This window comes from Pseudomonas sp. Soil_N_39, from assembly GCF_057655955.1.
Genome location: NZ_JBDGLI010000006.1, coordinates 236,060 through 254,504, shown reverse-complemented (window position 1 = coordinate 254,504; position 18,445 = coordinate 236,060). Strand labels below are relative to the sequence as shown.

General features: G+C 61.4%; 16 protein-coding genes. 3 read left to right on the top strand and 13 right to left on the bottom strand.

Annotated elements, in window-relative coordinates; genetic code table 11:
• Window positions 1-20 precede the first annotated feature (20 nt).
• A complete protein-coding gene (locus tag AC3A5O_RS11950) occupies window positions 21-374 on the bottom strand; it encodes an MGMT family protein (protein WP_122565400.1) in 354 nt (117 codons plus the stop codon).
• 157 nt (window positions 375-531) lie between these two features.
• Between AC3A5O_RS11950 and AC3A5O_RS11945 the strand changes: the two genes are divergently transcribed.
• Complete coding sequence (locus AC3A5O_RS11945) at window positions 532-1,539, top strand: DUF481 domain-containing protein (RefSeq protein ID WP_487753212.1); 1,008 nt, start codon at window positions 532-534, stop codon at window positions 1,537-1,539.
• Between the two features lie 193 nt (window positions 1,540-1,732).
• Here AC3A5O_RS11945 and AC3A5O_RS11940 read toward each other — a convergent pair whose 3' ends face one another.
• A complete protein-coding gene (locus tag AC3A5O_RS11940) occupies window positions 1,733-1,942 on the bottom strand; it encodes a cold-shock protein (RefSeq protein ID WP_002554837.1) in 210 nt (69 codons plus the stop codon).
• Between the two features lie 354 nt (window positions 1,943-2,296).
• Here AC3A5O_RS11940 and dcd point away from each other — a divergent pair, with 354 nt between their 5' ends.
• Window positions 2,297-2,863: a dCTP deaminase gene (gene dcd / locus AC3A5O_RS11935; RefSeq protein ID WP_003184751.1), complete on the top strand. Its 567-nt coding sequence runs from the start codon at window positions 2,297-2,299 to the stop codon at window positions 2,861-2,863.
• 99 nt (window positions 2,864-2,962) lie between these two features.
• Window positions 2,963-3,169, top strand: a complete 207-nt coding sequence (locus AC3A5O_RS11930; protein WP_122565397.1) for a hypothetical protein — start codon at window positions 2,963-2,965, stop codon at window positions 3,167-3,169.
• 36 nt (window positions 3,170-3,205) lie between these two features.
• Here AC3A5O_RS11930 and pdeM read toward each other — a convergent pair whose 3' ends face one another.
• The 11 genes from pdeM to AC3A5O_RS11875 form a co-directional block, all read right to left on the bottom strand.
• Window positions 3,206-3,862: a ligase-associated DNA damage response endonuclease PdeM gene (gene pdeM / locus AC3A5O_RS11925; protein ID WP_305482842.1), complete on the bottom strand. Its 657-nt coding sequence runs from the start codon at window positions 3,860-3,862 to the stop codon at window positions 3,206-3,208.
• On the bottom strand, window positions 3,862-6,348 hold the full coding sequence (locus AC3A5O_RS11920; protein ID WP_122565395.1) for a ligase-associated DNA damage response DEXH box helicase: 2,487 nt from the start codon (window positions 6,346-6,348) through the stop codon (window positions 3,862-3,864). The genes pdeM and AC3A5O_RS11920 overlap by 1 nt, the downstream gene beginning before the upstream one ends.
• 402 nt (window positions 6,349-6,750) lie before the next feature.
• Entirely contained in the window at window positions 6,751-7,515 is a 765-nt protein-coding gene (locus AC3A5O_RS11915; protein ID WP_122565394.1) for an ABC transporter ATP-binding protein, read from the bottom strand.
• Window positions 7,516-7,528: 13 nt separating this feature from the next.
• Window positions 7,529-8,647: a succinylglutamate desuccinylase/aspartoacylase family protein gene (locus tag AC3A5O_RS11910; RefSeq protein WP_122565393.1), complete on the bottom strand. Its 1,119-nt coding sequence runs from the start codon at window positions 8,645-8,647 to the stop codon at window positions 7,529-7,531.
• Between the two features lie 27 nt (window positions 8,648-8,674).
• On the bottom strand, window positions 8,675-9,385 hold the full coding sequence (locus AC3A5O_RS11905) for an ABC transporter permease (RefSeq protein ID WP_122565392.1): 711 nt from the start codon (window positions 9,383-9,385) through the stop codon (window positions 8,675-8,677).
• Window positions 9,382-10,110 carry an ABC transporter permease gene (locus AC3A5O_RS11900; RefSeq protein ID WP_025212190.1) on the bottom strand — a complete coding sequence of 243 codons (729 nt, stop codon included), beginning with the start codon at window positions 10,108-10,110 and terminating at the stop codon, window positions 9,382-9,384. The genes AC3A5O_RS11905 and AC3A5O_RS11900 overlap by 4 nt, the downstream gene beginning before the upstream one ends.
• A gap of 57 nt (window positions 10,111-10,167) precedes the next feature.
• Window positions 10,168-10,950, bottom strand: a complete 783-nt coding sequence (locus AC3A5O_RS11895) for a transporter substrate-binding domain-containing protein (protein ID WP_122565391.1) — start codon at window positions 10,948-10,950, stop codon at window positions 10,168-10,170.
• A 318-nt stretch (window positions 10,951-11,268) separates the two neighbouring features.
• Window positions 11,269-12,417, bottom strand: a complete 1,149-nt coding sequence (locus AC3A5O_RS11890) for an acyltransferase family protein (protein WP_460079965.1) — start codon at window positions 12,415-12,417, stop codon at window positions 11,269-11,271.
• Between the two features lie 432 nt (window positions 12,418-12,849).
• The gene (locus AC3A5O_RS11885; protein WP_122565389.1) at window positions 12,850-14,541 is read right to left on the bottom strand and encodes an ATP-dependent DNA ligase; all 1,692 of its coding nucleotides are present in this window, start codon (window positions 14,539-14,541) and stop codon (window positions 12,850-12,852) included.
• A complete protein-coding gene (locus AC3A5O_RS11880; protein ID WP_305491803.1) occupies window positions 14,538-15,569 on the bottom strand; it encodes a ligase-associated DNA damage response exonuclease in 1,032 nt (343 codons plus the stop codon). Before AC3A5O_RS11880 ends, AC3A5O_RS11885 begins: the two co-directional genes overlap by 4 nt.
• Before the next feature lie 253 nt (window positions 15,570-15,822).
• The gene (locus AC3A5O_RS11875) at window positions 15,823-18,273 is read right to left on the bottom strand and encodes a penicillin acylase family protein (RefSeq protein ID WP_487753211.1); all 2,451 of its coding nucleotides are present in this window, start codon (window positions 18,271-18,273) and stop codon (window positions 15,823-15,825) included.
• Between the last annotated feature and the right edge of the window lie 172 nt (window positions 18,274-18,445).

The following is an 18,445-nucleotide window of genomic DNA, read 5'->3' as shown; positions in this document are numbered from 1 at the left end:
GCGAAAACAAAGCGCGCACTCTAACCGCTGTGCTCTACCGGGCGCCAGCCATGGCGCTGAATATCAACACGATTGTTCAGGACACTGACCCCTTCCATGCGCAGGCGTGCGCGCTGTTCATCCCCCGAGGCGCTGCCCGCCGGCAGACTGATCCGACCACCGGCAGCCAATACCCGATGCCAGGGCAGCTTGGTGTCGTTTGGCAACTGGCTGAGGGTTCTTCCCACCCAGCGCGCCGCGCGGCCCAGGCCGGCCATTTCGGCGAGTTGGCCATAGGTGACGACCTTGCCCGCCGGCACCTGGGCCAGGGTCAAGTAAAGGGTCGTGCGGCGGATTTGGGCGGCGTTCTCGGTGTCCGCAGGTGTGTCAGTCACGTAAAGTGTTCCTGAATGGGTGTCCGTCTGTAGATTAATTCCTACAGGGCTGGTTGAGAAATGAACTCATCAGCCCTACACGGGTCAGTCCTTGCTGAGGTGTCATCCTGGGGGATAATGCCGCCTTTTCACCGCAAACTTGAGCCCTTTATCGCTTATGTTGTCTAGAACCCTGCTATGCCTGGCTGTTACCAGCGCCTCCATGCCCTTGCTCGCCGACACTGTCTGGTTGAAGAATGGGGACAAACTCAGTGGCAAGATTACCGTTTTCGATGGCGGTAAGTTGCTGATCCAGACCGATTACGCCGGTGCGATTCCCATCGACTGGAAACAGGTCAAGACCCTGGAGAGCGATCAGCAACTCCTGGTCAAGCAGGATGCCTACACCGGCGAGAAGGCCAAGGCGCTGCAGGCGGCCGAGGATGGCAAGGTCACCCTGGCCAACGGTGATGCGCCCAAGACCGTCGAGCTGGCCAGTATCCAGCAGATCCTCAAGCCCAAGCCGGTGGTCGAAGACCTGGTGTGGAAAGGCAATATCGACGCCGCGCTGGATTACCAGCGTGCGGAAAACGATACCGATGATTACGACATCGATTTCAAGACCTCGGCCCGCCACGGCAGATGGCGGCACACCGCCGAAGGTGAATACAACCGTGAATTCCAGGATGACGTGGTTTCCACCGATAACTGGCGTCTGGAGTATTCCCTCGACCGGTTCCTGACGGACAAATGGTTCTGGCAAGGTCGCCTGAACTACAAGCGTGACAAAGTCGAAGACCTGGCGCGCCAGCGCGTGGTGGGTACCGGCCCGGGCTACCAGTTCTGGGATGATGAACTGGGGGCGTTCTCTCTGGGTTCGCTGCTGAACCGCACCGACTATGAATACCGCGACGGCGGCAAGGACAACTTCTATTCCGTCGCGATGAAGTGGGACTACAACCGCTACCTGATCGGCAAGCGCGTCGAGTTCTTCACCAACGGTGAAGTGGGCAAGCCACTGTCCGGCGTGGCGGAGTACGCCTATGACGCTGAAGTGGGGCTGCGCTACAAGGTCACTGATTGGGCGTCGCTCAACCTCAAGGCGGAGAAGGATGTCATCAAGGGTACTGAGGACAGCGATCTGAGCAAGACACGCTACACGGCTGGATTTGGCGTCACCTGGTAGTCCCAGGCTAGTAACAAGCCCTGTGGGAGCGAGCTTGCTCGCGATAGCGGTATGTCAGCAATATGAATGTTGACTGACACGCCGCTATCGCGAGCAAGCTCGCTCCCACAGTTTTTTGTGCGCCGGTAAAAAACGACAGGCACAAAAAAGCCCCGCTTTTGAGGGCGGGGCCTTTTACTAAAGCAAGTACAAGTTAGATAACTTGAACTTCTTCAGCTTGCATGCCTTTCTGACCGCGGGTAGCGATGAAAGAAACCTGTTGGCCTTCTTTCAGGCTTTTGAAGCCGTCGGATTGGATAGCTTTGAAGTGAACGAACAGGTCGTCACCGGATTGTGGGGTGATGAAGCCGAAGCCTTTTTCATCGTTGAACCACTTAACGGTACCGGTTTGGCGATTAGACATGGTGTAACTCCTTGAACAAAGATAACTGCGACTCAGGAAGAACCCTGGCCGAGACTGAGTGCAAAGAGCAGGAAAAATTCTTGTAGATGGTTGGATCGAAATTCAACATATCGTGTAGAGATTCTCAGTGACACAAGCAACACAGTGGCGCCACCTTAACCCTTTTTCCAGAATGTGCCAATGGTCTTTGCGAAGGTTTCTCTTATTTGGTGACTGACGGCGCGGGTGATGGCCGGCAGGACCCGGAAATCAAGGTGGATCGGCGAGATTTGCGTGCCGCGCTTTGAACCCGGCCCCGTGCCCCGGTAAGATGCCGGACGTATTTTTTCCACCTCGCTATTTCAGGAAACCGCCATGAGCATCAAATCGGACAAGTGGATTCGCCGCATGGCGCAAGAGCACGGCATGATCGAGCCCTTCGTCGAGCGCCAGATGCGTGGCGAAGGCGCCGACCGGCTGATCTCCTTCGGTGTCTCCAGCTACGGCTACGACGTGCGCTGCGCCGACGAATTCAAGGTGTTCACCAACATCAATTCGGCCACCGTCGACCCGAAGAACTTCGACGAGAAGAGCTTCGTCGACGTCAAGAGCGACGTGTGCATCATCCCGCCGAACTCCTTCGCCCTGGCCCGCACCGTCGAATACTTCCGCATTCCGCGCAACGTGCTGACCATCTGCCTGGGCAAGAGCACCTATGCCCGTTGCGGCATCATCGTCAACGTCACGCCGCTGGAACCCGAGTGGGAAGGCCACGTGACCCTGGAATTCTCCAACACCACGACCCTGCCGGCGAAAATCTACGCCAACGAGGGGGTGGCGCAGATGCTGTTCCTTGAATCCGATGAAGAATGCGAAGTGTCCTACAAGGACCGTGGCGGCAAGTACCAGGGCCAGCGCGGTGTGACCCTACCGCGTACCTGATTCTGACGAACAGTTGGAATTCCTGGGCGGGCAGACACTCTATTGCGTGTACTGCCCGTTTTTGCGTCAGCGCAACGGGCTTCGCCCAGGAGTTGCTCTATGAAGATCGATCCGCGAATCAGTGCCGAACTGGCAAAGCTCGAGCCCAATCAGATCGGCGTCATGGCCTGGTCACTGCTGGCCCATCCTGCCGAAGCGGCGGGCGGCATCCCCGGCCAGCCCGATCCCGATACGCCCAACGAACAGCCTACCGAACCCGGCGAGCCGACCCTGCCGGACGAGCCGCCTCCTGCGCCTGTTGCCTGATGAGACGATGGCCCGCCAGCGATAGCACAGAGTGCTTCAGTTGACGGGCCATATTTCGTTATCGCCGATGACAAAAATCCTGCAACCGCGGTCTTGCTCGACTCGATAGCCACCTGTGAAGGCGCCGAAGGCCGGCAGCAGGCTGATTTCACTGCCCAGCCGAAAGCAGGCCAGGCGCAGGCGCTGCCGGCCCTTGCCGCTCAGGTGGTAGACCGGGTGCACGTGACCGGCCAGCACATGGCGGCTGGGGTGTGGGGTGGGCTCGTGCTGCACGGCGAAAGGGCCCAGCAGCAACGGCTCCGGTACGACGCGGATGTTCAGCGCTGACGGTGGGTCGCCGGCGCGTTTGTCGTGGTTGCCACGAATCAGCGTCATGGCCACGTGCGGATGTCGTTCACGCCAATCGGAAAGTGCCTTCAAGGTGCCGGGCGCGTGAGAACCGGGGCCGTGGAGAAAATCTCCGAGAAAGATCAACTGTCGACACGCCAGGCGCGCCAGTAACCCATCCAACACCGCGATGTTGCTGGCGGTGGTGCCGTGGGGCACCGGTTGCCCGAGGCTACGATAGGCGGCGGCCTTGCCGAAATGAACATCGGCCACCATCAACGCTTGCTGATCGGGCCAATACAAGGCTTTTTCCGGGAGCAACCACAGCGCTTCGCCGGCCAGGCTGACGGGATACGGCGCTGGCATCAGGCGTCACCGCGATCGGCAGTCTTTTCCAGCTCGCTGACCATCCGCCGGATACGGTCGGCGAGTTTTTCCGAGCTCATGCTTTCCCGGAACCGCTCCACCAGCAGCGGGAACCCAAGCGGGGTGGGGCGCTTGATCACGTGCAGGTCCAGCTTCAAGGTATTGAGGCGTTGCAAGGTCTGCTCCAGTCGACGGATATCCAATTCTTCACGCAAGACTTCCTCCCCGGCCTGGGCCAGCAACAGATTGTCGGCGTCGTATTGTTTGAACACCTGGAAGAACAACCCACTGGAGGCCTGGACTTGCCGGGTGCTTTTCGGCGCACCGGGGTAGCCGGCGAAGACCAGCCCGGCGATCCGGGCGATTTCGCGAAAGCGCCTGAGGGCCAGCTCCCCGGCGTTCAGGCTCGCGAGCACATCGGCCAGCAGGTGATCGATGCTCAGCAGGCTCGGGGTCAGGTAGTGCGACCAATCCACTGCCGTGGCGCTGAGCAGTTCCAGGCCGTAGTCATTGACGGCAATGGAAAACGTCAGCGGTTGTTGCCGACTGACGCGCCAGGCCAGCAGGCTGGCCAGGCCCAGATGCACCTGGCGCCCGGCAAATGGGTACAGGAACAGATGCCAGCCTTCCCGGGACTTGAGGGCTTCGGCCAGCAACGTGTGTTGCGTGGGCAAGCCGGACCAGCGTTGTTGGGTCAACAGCAGGGGCTGCACGGCTTGCATCTCCGGGCCCTCGAAGCGGCCCGTGGCGGCTTCGCTCAAGCGGGCCACGACGGCGGCCGCCAGTTCGCTGGAAAGCGGCATGCGCCCACCGTTCCAGCGCGGCACGGCGGCCTTCTTGGCCTGACTGCGGCGCACGTAGGCGGTCATGTCTTCGACCCGGACCAATTCCAGCAGTCGCCCGGCGAACAGGAAACCGTCGCCGGGCCGCAGGCGAGCGATGAAGCCTTCCTCTACGCTGCCCAGGGTCTTGCCGCCGCCGCCCTTGCTCCAGAACTTCAATTGCAGGCTGGCATCGCTGACGATGGTGCCGATGCTCATGCGGTGACGCCGGGCCAGGCGGGCGTCAGGCACACGCCAGACCCCGTGTTCGTCCGGTTCGACCCGTCGGTAATCGGGGTAGGCGGTCAATGACAGGCCGCCGTGGCGTACAAAGGCCAGGGCCCAGGCCCATTCAGCCGGGTTGAGGTCGCGGTAGGCCCAGGCGCCACGTACCTCCTCGAACAGTTCTTCGGGAACGAAGCCGCCGCCCAGGGCCATGCTCACCAGGTGCTGCACCAGGACATCCAGTGGCTTGCGGGGGGATTCGCGGGGTTCGATGCGTCGTTGGGCCACGGCGTCCTGCGCGGCGGCGGCCTCGATCAATTCCAGACTGTGGGTCGGTACCAGCGTCACCCGGGAGGTCCGTCCTGGCGCGTGACCGGAGCGTCCGGCCCGTTGCATCAGCCGCGCCACCCCCTTGGCCGAGCCGATCTGCAGCACCCGTTCCACTGGCAGGAAATCCACCCCCAGGTCCAGACTGGAGGTGCAGACCACCGCTTTGAGCTGGCCGTCCTTCAATGCCTGCTCCACCCAATCCCGGGTGTCGCGCGACAGTGAGCTATGGTGCAGGGCGATCAGCCCGGCCCAATCGGGTCTTGCCTCAAGCAGCGCCTGATACCAGATTTCCGATTGTGCCCGGGTGTTGGTGAAGACCAGGCAACTGCGGCTGGCGTCGATTTCGGCGACGACTTGAGGCAGCATCTTCAGGCCGATGTGCCCGGCCCACGGGAAACGTTCGAGGGCCGGAGGCAGCAGTGTGTCAACCTGCAGCGCCTTGCCGTTGGCCCCTTGCACACTGATCCCGTTGCCTTGCGGGATCAACACCTGCTCGGCGTGGGCCTGGTTACCCAGGGTCGCGGACACGCCCCAGACGATGAGTTCGGGATGCCAGCGCCGCAAGCGTGCCAAGGCCAGTTGCAACTGCACGCCACGTTTGTTGCCGAGTAATTCGTGCCATTCATCCACCACGACCATGCGCAGGGTCGAGGCCGCGGCTTGCGCATCGGCCCGGGCGAGCATCAAGGTCAGGCTTTCGGGCGTGGTGATCAGCGCGGTGGGCAGGCGACGGCCCTGGCGGGCGCGCTCGCTGGCGCTGGTGTCGCCAGTGCGCAGGCCGACACTCCAGGGCACTTGCAGGTCGGCCAGGGGCGCTTCGAGGGCTTTGCCGGTATCGGCCGCCAATGCGCGCATCGGCGTGATCCACAGGACGGTCAGCGGTTCGGCCGGCGGCTTGCGTTTGCGTGGTTTGTCCGGCGGCGGTACCGGGCGGGCGAAACGGTTGAGGGCGGCAAACCACACCGCATAGGTCTTGCCGGCGCCGGTGCTGGCGTGCAACAGCCCGGATTCCCCGCGCTTGACCGCGGCCCATACCTGCTTCTGAAAGGCGAACGGCTTCCAGCCGCGGGCGCCGAACCACTGGTTTGCGAAATTGTTGGATGTCGCCATGCCTGCCGCGTGCGCCCTGGAAGTCCTTCTTCAGTGACCACGGCAGGATGCGAAAGGTTTTATGCGAGATAGCGTGGCGAGCGTGCTTTTGTGGCGAGGGAGCTTGCTCCCGCTGGGCTGCGAAGCGGCCCCCTGGATCTGGATGACATGCTGCGGAGGCTGCGCCTCCAGCGGGAGCAAGCTCCCTCGCCACAAAAGCAGCGTCTGGCGCCGAATGCCAGTCAGCTAAGCAGCAAACATGTGGGAGCAAAGCTTGCTCGCGATTGCGGTAAGCCAGCCGACTAAGATATTGGCGACTCTGCCGCTATCGCGAGCAAGCTTTGCTCCCACAGGATTTATGCCGTTTGTTCCTAACTGACAGGCATTGGCGCCTGGCGCCTTCTTTTCAGGGGAGTCCGAAGTTTATTTCAGGTTGCCACTGAGAAACTGCTTGAGCCGTTCGCTGGTGGGATTGCCCAGCACGTCTTCCGGAGCGCCTTCTTCTTCCACCAGGCCCTGGTGCAGGAACAGCACCTGGTTCGAGACTTTGCGGGCGAAGCTCATTTCGTGGGTCACCATGATCATGGTCCGGCCCTCTTCGGCCAGGCCCTGGATCACCTTCAGCACTTCGCCCACCAACTCCGGGTCCAGGGCCGAGGTGGGTTCGTCGAACAGCATCACCTCCGGTTCCATCGCCAGCGCACGGGCAATGGCCACGCGCTGTTGCTGGCCGCCGGAGAGAAACGCCGGGTACTGCTCGGCAACCCGCGCCGGCAGGCCGACCTTGTCGAGATAACGCCGGGCACGGTCGTCGGCTTCCTGCTTGCTCACACCCAATACCCGGCGCGGCGCCATGGTGATGTTTTCCAGCACGGTCATGTGGCTCCACAGGTTGAAGTGCTGGAACACCATGGCCAGGCGGGTGCGGATGCGTTGCAGTTCGTCGGCGTCGGCCACGTGCATGCCGTGGCGGTCCTTGATCATCCGGATCGGTTGGCCGTCCAGGGTCATGGCGCCGTCATTGGGTTGTTCCAGGAAGTTGATGCAGCGCAAAAAGGTACTTTTGCCCGAGCCGCTGGCGCCGATGAGGCTGATGACGTCGCCGGTCTTGGCCTTGAGCGAAACGCCCTTGAGCACTTCATGTTCGCCATAGCTTTTATGCAGGCCTTCGATGGTCAGTTTGTACATGGAGCATGCATCCTCAAGGCGAAAGTAGGTAGCCGCTGCGGTAGGCCTCGGTGCCGGCGACATGGGCGATCACCATGCCGGCCGTGGCCATGCGACGCAGCGAACGGGCGTACAGCAGCCCGGCGTTACGGCAATGAACGGGGGTGACGGTGTCGTTGACCGGGTCGATGATTTCCGCGATCAGTTGCCCCGCCTCCAGGTATTCGCCGGGCAGGGCGCTGTAGACCAGCAACCCGCCCACGGGCGTCGCCACCGGCTCGACCGCGGCCAGCGGCGTGGCCGGGTAGGGCAGTTCGGGCATGGGCATCGGTTCGCCGTCGATGGCGCCGAAGCGGATCAGGTATTCGATCAAGGCCTGGCAGTCGAGGCTCGCCAGCCCGTGGTTGACGTCACCCTGGCCACGCAATTCCACGGTCACCGAAAAACTGCCCAGGGGAATTTCGAAGCGTTCGCCGAAGCGTTCCTTGAGTTGCCACCAGAGCAGGGTGAAGCATTCGTCGAACGACTGGCCGCCCGAATCGGTCGCCAGCAGGCTGGCTTCAGCACCGATGTAGCGGGCCAGCGGCTCGACCTGGGGCCAGGCTTCGGGTGTGGTGTAGAGGTGGGCCACGGCTTCGAAGTCGCAATGCAGGTCCAGCACCATGTCGGCGTCGCAGGCCAGCCGTTGCAGGGCCAGGCGCAGGGATTGCAGTTGGGTGCCTGGGGTCTGCCGGGCGAGGGCATCGCGCAGGCTGGTGCGGATCAGCATCAGGTTGTGCTGCGGATCGTCGGTGAGCAGCTCCTCGATTTCGTTGCCGATCTCTTCGCTCAGGTCGACGAAGCGGCGGTTGAAGTTCTGCCCGCTCTCGGTTTCGTAGCGACCCAAAGGCACGTCCATCAGCACTTGTTCGAGGCCGATGGGGTTGGCGACCGGTACCAGCACGATCTCGTGGCGCAGGTGGCCCGACGCCTCGAGTTCGGCCAGGCGTTGCTTGAGGTGCCAGGCGACCAGCATGCCCGGCAGTTCATCGGCGTGCAGGGACGACTGGATATAGATTTTGCCGACGGCTTTTTCCGGGCCGAAGTGGAAGCTGTGGATCTTGCGTGCGGTCCCCGGTACCGGGGCCAGCAGGTCATGGATCTGGTGGCGCATGTGCGTGTGTGTCCTGGAACAAAAGCCCTAGTGGGTCGGCCCGAGGAAGGCCAGCCATCGGCGTTCGGCGAGGCGGAAGAGGCCCACCAGCGCAAAGGTGACGGTCAGGTAGATCAACGCGGCGATCCCGAACGACTGGAACGTCATGAACGTCGCCGAGTTGGCATCCCGGGCGACTTTCAGCACGTCTGGAACGGTAGCGGTGAACGCCACGGTCGTCGAGTGCAGCATCAAGATGACTTCATTGCTGTAGTACGGCAGCGAGCGCCGCAGCGCCGAGGGCATGATCACGTAGGCGTACAGTTTCCAGCCGGTCAGGCCGTAGGCCTTGGCCGCTTCCACTTCGCCATGGTTCATGTTGCGAATCGCCCCGGCGAAAATTTCCGTGGTGTAGGCGCAGGTGTTCAAGGCAAAGGCCAGGATCGTGCAGTTCATCGCGTCGCGAAAGAAACTGTCGAGCATGGGTTGGGCGCGTACCGCCTCGATGCTGTAGATGCCGGTGTAGCAGATCAGCAGCTGGATATAGAGCGGCGTGCCCCGGAACAGGTAGGTGTAGAACTGCACGGGCCAGCGTACGTAGAACCTGGGTGAAACCCGGGCGATGGACAGCGGGATCGACACCACGAAGCCGATCAGCAGCGAGGCGCTGAGCAGCCACAGGGTCATGGCCAGGCCGGTGATGTTGACGCCGTCGCTGTAAAGGAACGGCCGCCAATATTCCTGCAGAAGTTCGATCATCGCACCGCCTCCCGGGCTCCGGCGGCGTAGCGGCGTTCAAGCCAGCGCAGGATGAAATTGGACGCGCTGGTGATCAGCAGATAGATCAATGCCGCCAGCACCAGGAAGTAGAACAGTTGGTAGGTGCTCTTGCCCGCATCCTGGGCCGCCTTGACCAAGTCAGCCAGGCCGATGATCGACACCAGCGCGGTGGCCTTGAGCATCACCATCCAGTTGTTGCCGATACCCGGCAGGGCAAAGCGCATCATTTGTGGAAACACCACGAAGCGAAACCGCTGGCCACGCTTGAGGCCATAGGCCGTGGCGGCTTCGACCTGGCCCCGGGGGACCGCGAGGATCGCGCCGCGAAAGGTTTCGGTGAAATACGCGCCATAGATGAAGCCCAGGGTGATCACCCCGGCGCCGAATGGGTCGATCTCGATGTATTCCCATTCCATGAAGTCGGTAAACGAAGTCAGCCAGGTTTGCAGGCTGTAGAAGATCAACAGCATCAGCACCAGGTCGGGTACGCCGCGGATCAGCGTAGTGTAGAGCTGGGCAGGGATTCGCAGCAGTTTGACGCTGGACAGCTTGGCGCTGGCGCCCAGCAGGCCGAGCAAGACGCTCAACAATAAGGACAGGGCCGACAGCTTGATGGTCATCCAGGTGCCTTGCATCAGCAGCGGGCCGAAGCCCTGCAGGCTGAAGGCGGAGAGCCCCAGATTTTGTAGGAGTTGTTCGAACATGGAGGAGGCCTTTGGCAGAAAAAAAGCGCCCACCCGAGACCGGATGGGCGCCGCGCATTATTTGCCGCTGTACAGATTCAGATCGCCAAAGTGTTTTTTCTGGATCTCGGCGTACGTGCCGTCGTCGTGTAACGCTTTGATACCTTTATCCAAAAGCGCCTTCAGCTCTTTGTTACCTTTATTGATACCGATGGCGGTCTTGGATGGCAGCAGTTCGCTGTCCACCGGCTTGCTGACTTCATAGCCTTCGCCCTTTGGCGATTTCAGGAAGCCCAGCTCAGCCTGGAGCATGTCCTGGATCGCCGCGTCGAGGCGGCCGGAGGTCAGGTCGGCGTAGACCTGGTCCTGGTTCTGATAGGCCTGGGTCTTGACGCCAGCCTTGTCCAGCACGGCCTTGGCGTAGGCTTCCTGGATGGTGCCCTGCTCATAGCCGACGGTCTTGCCTTTGAGCGAGGCAACGTCTTCGCTCAGGCCCGAGCCCTTCTTGAAGACATAGGCCGTTGGGCCGGAGAACAGCTCGTTGGAGAAGTCTATGACTTTTTCCCGCGCCGGGGTCACGGTCATGGAGGAGATCACGCCGTCGAATTTTTTGGCCTTGAGGCCCGGGATCATGCCGTCGAAATCGCTTTCGACCCATTTGCATTTGACCTTCAGCTCTGCGCAGATCGCATTGCCCAGGTCGATGTCGAAACCGACCAGGCTGCCGTCAGCGGCCTTGGACTCGAACGGGGCGTAGGAAGGGTCGACACCAAAACGTAGTTCCTTGTATTCCTTGGCTGTGGCGACGCCAGCGGCCATGCACAACGCCAGTGCAGAAAGGGTCAGCAGTGCTTTTTTCATTATTGAGTCCCTAAAACCAATTTGAGCGCTTGTGGCGCGTAAGATTGTTACCGGTGAAGGTCTGAACGGTATGACGGCATAAAGGTAGCAATTTCCGAACCATAGTGCCGAACAAGTGTTTTAAAAGCACGGGCGGCGGGAGACGGAACGCAATGGTGCGCGGAGATGAGCGTACATCAAAAGTTGCACCAGGATGGCGCGGACTCTGCGTTTCTGTCGCTCGCAGAGTGCCTGCCGCTGCTGGGTAGCGATTAGCTGCGCAGGGGCCGGCCTTTGATGGGAAAGCCAGGGCGGCCTAACGGTTTTCGTCCCGTTTTTTCAAATCTCAGTATCGGATCTCAATGCGGGACTGCTGTGTGCGGTGTTGTTGGCAAGCGCTCGGCCAAGGGATTGCCCGGTCATTTCGACATACCGGTAGGTGAACATCGACACCAGAACGACCAATCCCACTACCAGCAAAGCGATGAGGTTATTGAGCGGTACGTTACCGAGGTCCAGGTAACGAGTCCCGTCGATCATCGGTGCAATGTCAACGCCAAGGATTTTTCTCGCCACCATAAACGCTGACACTACGCAAAACAGAACGGCCGCGTGGGTCAGGTAGATGGAATAAGACAACTTGCCGAGAAAACCGAAGCCACGTCGCGCCAACAACCGCGACACGGACCCGCCATCAAAGGCGAATATCACAACGATGACACCGAACACGGGGCTGGCCAACAGCTGCTTGGCTGCAAAATCGTTGACCACGAAAACCAGCGCCGCTGCCAGCGCCAGCACTTCAAGCGTTGTCAGCAACCAGGTCTGGGTCTGGTTGGGGCGGGGGAGCTTCACATACACGGTGTACGCCAGGCAACCGGTGAAAAAGTAAGCGAGGCCCCGGAGCGATTCGATGGTGAAGAAGGTATTGCCTGCATACATCAGCGCCAGGGCCACGAGTACCATCGTTGCCCACGCCCATGTCCGGATGCCGAAAGCGATGCCCAGGATAAGGGCGAAGATCATGTAGGTGTAATACTCGATACTGATGCTCCAAGACGGATAGTTGAACGACAGGGGATTAGTCAAATGCGTCCAGGATTGCAACAGCAGTGCATTTGGCAGAATTTCAGAAGGGGCGAACTTTCCTGAAAATGGCTCATTATTGAAGTCCATGCCTTTTTGGGCAGCCATATACCTGCCGCACTCTAACAATATAAAAATAGCCAGCATAAAGAGGTGCAGGGGCAGCAAACGGAAGGTCCGTGTTATGAAGAATTTGCGAAAAATAAACTGTGCGGAGCTGCCATAGGCATGCATCAATACAAAGCCACTCAATACAAAAAAGAAAGATACGAATATTTCGGCATGGCGAAATAACAACCATTCGGTAAAACTTCCGCTGACGCGCAAGTGGTAGAGCATTACTGAAATCGCCATCAACCCCCTGAAACTGTCCAATGAGTGAAACCGCTTCTCTACGCGCATTTTTTCAGGCTCCCTTGCTAGTGTGGGGGCACGTCTCGGTTTCACTGCGATCACCCTACCGTCAGGGGATGGTCTCGCCCGGCCTCACCGTGGGGAAGCTGCCGCTCGCTCCCCGAATGACTGTTGCATAAAAGGGCCTGGCGCAGGCGCTGGATGGGAGACACTTAAATAAATTCACTGATCTGATGTCACGTTAGCAGTGCTCTTTAAAAGAGCAAGTCGGTTTTTTCTGGTCGTGATAAATAGACTCGTGACGCAATTACGGCGTCAGAAAAGCTGCTAGCCTGCGGGACATCCATAGTTTTTTTAGAATCACATCACCCCGCACCAAAGCACATATCTTTAAATGCGGTTCATCGTCGATTCGCACTATTTTTATCAGGCATGTTACATAGCGACTACTGTGTCAAACGAATGTGGCAGAGCGGGCGGCTAGCATTTCAACAAATCTTGAAGCGTCGCCAATGTGTCGGCCTCTTCGCTGCTCTTGTCCTGGCGCCAGCGCAACATTCGTGGAAACCGCACCGCGATACCACTCTTGTGGCGTTTAGACAGGGCGATGCCTTCGAAGCCCAGTTCGAACACCAGGGTGGGGGTGACGCTGCTCACCGGGCCGAACTTTTCCACTGTGGTCTTGCGCACGATGCTGTCGACCTGGCGCATCTCTGCATCGGTCAGCCCTGAATAGGCCTTGGCGAATGGCACCAGGGTGCGCTCGCGACTGCCCGGCGGGTTGTCCCATACGGCGAAGGTGTAGTCGCTGTACAGGCTGGCGCGTCGGCCGTGGCCACGCTGGGCGTAGATCAGTACCGCGTCGACGCTGAACGGGTCGATCTTCCATTTCCACCACACGCCCATGTCCTTGGTGCGGCCTACGCCATACAGCGCGTTGCGGGCCTTGAGCATCATGCCCTCGACGCCGAGGCTGCGAGAGGCGTCGCGCTGCCGGGCGAGGTCGAGCCAGTCCTGGCCGGTGACCGTCGGCGAGGGCAACAGCACCGGGCTGTGAATACGGGCGATCAGCGCTTCCAGTTGTTCGCGGCGCTCGGCCTGGGGACGGCTGCGCCAGTCCTCGCCTTGCCATTCCAACAGGTCGTAGGCCATCACCACCACGGGGGCGTCGTCGAGGATTTTCTTGCTCAGGGTCTTGCGACCGATGCGCTGCTGCAACAGGGCGAAGGGTTGCACGGCTGGTTGCAACGGCGCGTCCGGGTCGAAGGCGTCTTCGGTGACCGACTGGGGGGCTTTCCAGACCACGATTTCACCGTCGATCACCGTGCCGTCAGGCAACGCCTGGGCCAGTGAATGCAATTCCGGAAACCGCTCAGTAACCAAGTCCTCGCCTCGCGACCAGACCCACAAATGGCCGTCGCGCTTGATCACCTGGGACCGGATGCCGTCCCATTTCCATTCCACCTGCCAGTCGCTGGCCGGCCCCAGTAGGGTGTCGAATTGCTCCACTGGCGCGGACAACGCATGGGCCAGGAAAAACGGATAAGGCTGGCCGCCGCGCTGGGCATGTTCATCGTCGGACTCGGCGGCGATCAGCTTGAGGTAACTGGCGGCCGTGGGGCGATGGGACAGATCGGTATAGCCCACCAGCCGCTGGGCCACCCGTTTGCTGTCCAGCCCGGCCATGGTCGCCAGGGCCCGGGTTACCAATAGCTTGGACACCCCAACCCGGAAGCTGCCAGTGATGAGTTTGATGCACAGCATCAGGCTCGGCCGGTCCAACTGCGCCCACAGCGCTGGAAGCCGTTCAGCCAGGACGTCGGGCGACTCTCCGCGCAATGGCAGCAGTTTCTCTTCGATCCACAGCGCCAGGCCTTCATCGGAGCTGTGGGGCGATTCGGGCAATACCAGCGAAATGGTTTCGGCCAGGTCGCCCACGGCCTGATAACTTTCCTCGAACAGCCATAGCGATAACCCGGATACCTGGACCGCCAGCTCCCGCAGGATTTTTACCGGCACCAGCTGCCGCGGACGCCCGCCGGAGAGGAAATACACGGCCCACGCCGCGTCCTGGGGCGGGGCCTTGGTGAAATAGTCCTGCATGGCGGTGAGCTTGGCATTGCTGGAAGTGGTGGCGTCCAGTTTGGCGTACAACTCGGCGAAGGCTTTCATGGCTCCTCCTCACCGCTGTCGATGGCCGTGGCGAGGTCTTCTTCGTCGTCGCCGTATTCGGTGGTGAATCCCTGGGCATTGAGGCCTTGCTCGCACAAGTGGCGCACCAGCACGGCAACTGACCCGTGGGTGACCATGACCCGTTCGGCGCCGGTCTGCTCGATGGCCCAGAGCAGGCCTGGCCAGTCGGCGTGGTCGGACAGCACGAAACCCCGGTCGACGCCGCGCCGCCGACGTGTACCACGCAGGCGCATCCAGCCGCTGGCGAAGGCATCGCTGTAGTCGCCGAAACGGCGCATCCAACTGCTGCCCCCGGCAGAGGGCGGGGCGATGATCAGCGCCTGGCCCATGATCGGGTCGTTCTTCTTGATATCACCGGCATAAATCGTTGGCGGCAGATAAACCCCGGCCTCGCGGTAGACCCGGTTCAGCGGTTCCACCGCCCCATGGGCCAGGATCGGGCCGAGGCTTTCATCAATGCCGTGAAGAATCCGCTGGGCCTTGCCGAAGGAATAACAGAACAACACGCTGGCCCGGCCGGCGGCGATGTTCCCGCGCCACCACTGGTTGATTTCGTCGAAAATCTGCGCCTGGGGCTGCCAGCGGTAGATCGGCAGGCCGAAGGTGGATTCCGTGATGAAGGTGTGGCATTTCACCGGCTCGAACGGGGTGCAGGTGCCGTCGGGTTCGACTTTGTAATCCCCCGACGCCACCCAGACCTCGCCTTGATATTCCAGCCGTACCTGGGCCGAGCCCAGCACGTGGCCGGCGGGGTGAAAGCTCAAGGTCACGCCATGATGCGACAGGCGTTCGCCGTAGGGCAGGGTTTGCAGGTTGATGTCCTGGCCCAGGCGTGACCGCAAGATACCTTCGCCGGGTGCCGCTGCCAGGTAATGGTGGTTGCCGCTGCGGGCATGGTCGCCGTGGGCGTGGGTGATGACCGAGCGTTCCACCGCCCGCCACGGGTCGATGTAGAAATCCCCGGGTGGGCAGTACAAGCCTTCGGGGCGGGCAATGACAAGATCCATGCAGTCACCGGAGCGATGGGCTTGTCAGGTAGAGGCGAGGGCGGGGGGAGAAGTTCTATCGGGTTTTTCGGGGTGCATGGGCTGGCGCCATCGCGAGCAAGCTCGCTCCCACATTGGCTTTGTGTTGAATCGCCATACCGAATTCAACACGACCCCCTGTGGGAGCGAGCTTGCTCGCGATGACTTCAGTCCAGACAACCCAGCACCCGTGGCGAGGGAGCAAGCTCCCTCGCCACAAAGTCCTGGGCTGCAGTTATTTGCCAGGCACCAGGGTCAATCGTGTCTTGCCATAGGCCCGATCAAAGTTCTGCGATTGCAACGGCAGGCTCTGGTACTGCCCCTTGATCCACGGATCAATGCCATTGGCATAGTGTGGGCTGACCGGGTTGCCGGACTGGCCAGCACCGTCCTGGATCATCAACGGCTCGGGCTGGCCGAAGTCGACGATAAAGCGCATGGCCGGCGCCAGGGTGGTGGTGAAATCCTGCCCCCAGGCGAACGCCGCCGTGTTGAGTGTGGTGGCGTCGCCACCGGCTGGCAGCGGGCCGCGTACGATCTGACCGTTGCTGTTCTTCCAGGCGCTGCGATGCAATTGGCCCCATTGCCAGGCCTTGTGGTCACCGCCCAACTGGCTGTCACCGGCGCTGATGGTGGCGGCCAGGCTGCGAGCCAGGATGACGGCCTTGTCTTCTTTCTGGGGTGTGCGCACATCGTCCCAGAACGGGCTGTCTTCCCGCCCCAGCAGATGATCGGCCTGGGCCGAGTAGGACAATTGGCCGTTGGCGACCAGCGCCTGCCATGCCGGGCTGCTGTCCGGGCCCAGCTCGTCGAGGAAAATCTGCTTCATGCTTTCCTGCAGGAACAGCTCGTAGATCGCCGCGTCGGCGGAGGTCGGGCTGAGCCGGCCATCGAACGCCATCAAACGGGTATAGGCCTCGCGAGCCTTGGCCCGGTCAGCCACCGGCAGGGCTTCGATGGCCTGTTTGAGTGGCTGGGTCATGCCCGGGGCTTCGAAGACTTGCTTGAGCTTGGCCGCGAGCGTCGTGGTCTGGTCGTATTGCATGGCGGTCAGGCTGCGGGTGTCGTGCTTGCCGGCGCCGGCCAGTTCGGCCATGCGTTCGCCACGCTCCGGCGAAGCCCAGGAATTGGACAGCTGCATGCCGTAGCCATGGGGAATGACCCGTTGATTGGCCGTGCCGAGCCAGCCCTGGGCCGGGTCTTGATCGTAGGGGTGCAGCATCGGGTCGGCGTAACCGTCCCAATCGTAGCGACCGTCCCAGCCCGGCGACGGCAACAAGCCTTCACCTTCACGGCGGTTCGGGTAGCGACCGGTGACTTGCCAGCCGATATGGCTGGCGTCGGCAAAGACCAGGTTCACGGACATGGCGCGGATTTCCCGGCTGGCATCGGAGGCTTTCTCGACGGTCTGTGCCCGGGACAGGTCGAAGAAGGCGTCCAGGGTCTTGTCGTCGCTGAAGCTCGGCGTCTGCAAGGCCAGGCCAAAGCCGTTGGCCATGGCCGGGCCCTGGGCACTGTTGAGCAGCGGGCCGTGGCGGGTTTCGAACACCGCTTCGCGAATCGGCCGCTGGCCTTTGATGAAATAGGTTTCGTTGCGCACGATCGCCGGTTGCCATTTGCCGTTGACCTCGTAGGACAGGCCATTGCCCTGGCGGCGGATTTTTTCCAGGAACAGGTCCTGGTTGTCCCCCAGCACGCTGGTCATGCTCCAGGCCACTTTGCCATTGAACCCGGCCAGGATCATCGGGATGCCCGCCACGGAAACCCCGGCCGCCTGGTACTTGGGCGCACGGATCTGTACCGGGCTCCACAGCCCCGGCATGCCCAGCGGCCCATGGCTGTCGCTGGCCAACAGGCTCTTGCCGCTGCGGCTGCGTTGCGGCGCGATGGCCCAGTTGCTTGCCGACGCAGCACCCAACAGGTTCAGCCCGGCCAATTGGTGGGTGGCCTTGCTGATTTCGTTCAGGCCCGGGATCTGGCCATTGAGGCGCAGGCCCTGGAGTTTGTCGGCCTCGGCCACGGGCAGTTGCTCGTCCGGGTAGGACGGGCTCAGCCAGGCGAGTTTATCGTTGGTGACGGTTTGGGCCAGCACCAGGTTGGCGATTTCTTCCGGCAGGTTGGCCGACTGGCTGAAATTCAGCAGGCAGAACATCAGCGCCGAATCTTCCGGTTTCCAGTATTCGGGTTTGTAACCGGTGGCGGCCAGGTCCGACGGCAACTTGTCGCGGTAACGGAACAGGTAGGCGTTGACGCCCCGGGCATAGACTTCGAAGAAGCGCTTGAGCCGCGGCGAAGACGCCTTGTACAGCTCGTCGGCGTTTTTCTTCAGGTTGACGGCGCGCATGTAGCGGTCGACGTCCAGCCGCTCGGCGCCGGACATTTCCGCCAATCGACCCTGGGCCAGCAGGCGCAGGGTCACCATCTGGGTGATGCGATCGCTGGCGTGGACGTAGCCGAGGGTGAACAAGGCGTCATGGAAGCTGTTGCTTTCGATCAGCGGCATGCCCGTGGCGTTGCGGCGGACGGAGACGTTCTGCGCCAGCCCCTTGAGCGGCTGCACACCGGACGTGGGCGGGACCGTGTCCTGGGCATTCCAGGTCTGGCATCCGCTCAAACCGAGCACACTGGCTACCGCGGCGGCAACACCGAGCCGGGGGATGAGGGAAATAGAGGCTGGCGAGGCCATGGCAAAGCTCCTGCGGGAGGGGGGTGGCACCAATAAAGGCGCTACGTTAGTGAGCAGGCGGGGGCCGCGCAAGCGGGGGGGAGGGTTATTTGTTGATTTGGCGATGAAAGCCCGTGGCCGGGTCATCGCTTTTGCGCGAAGGCTTGCCTGTTGGAAGAGGTGATGCTCAAGT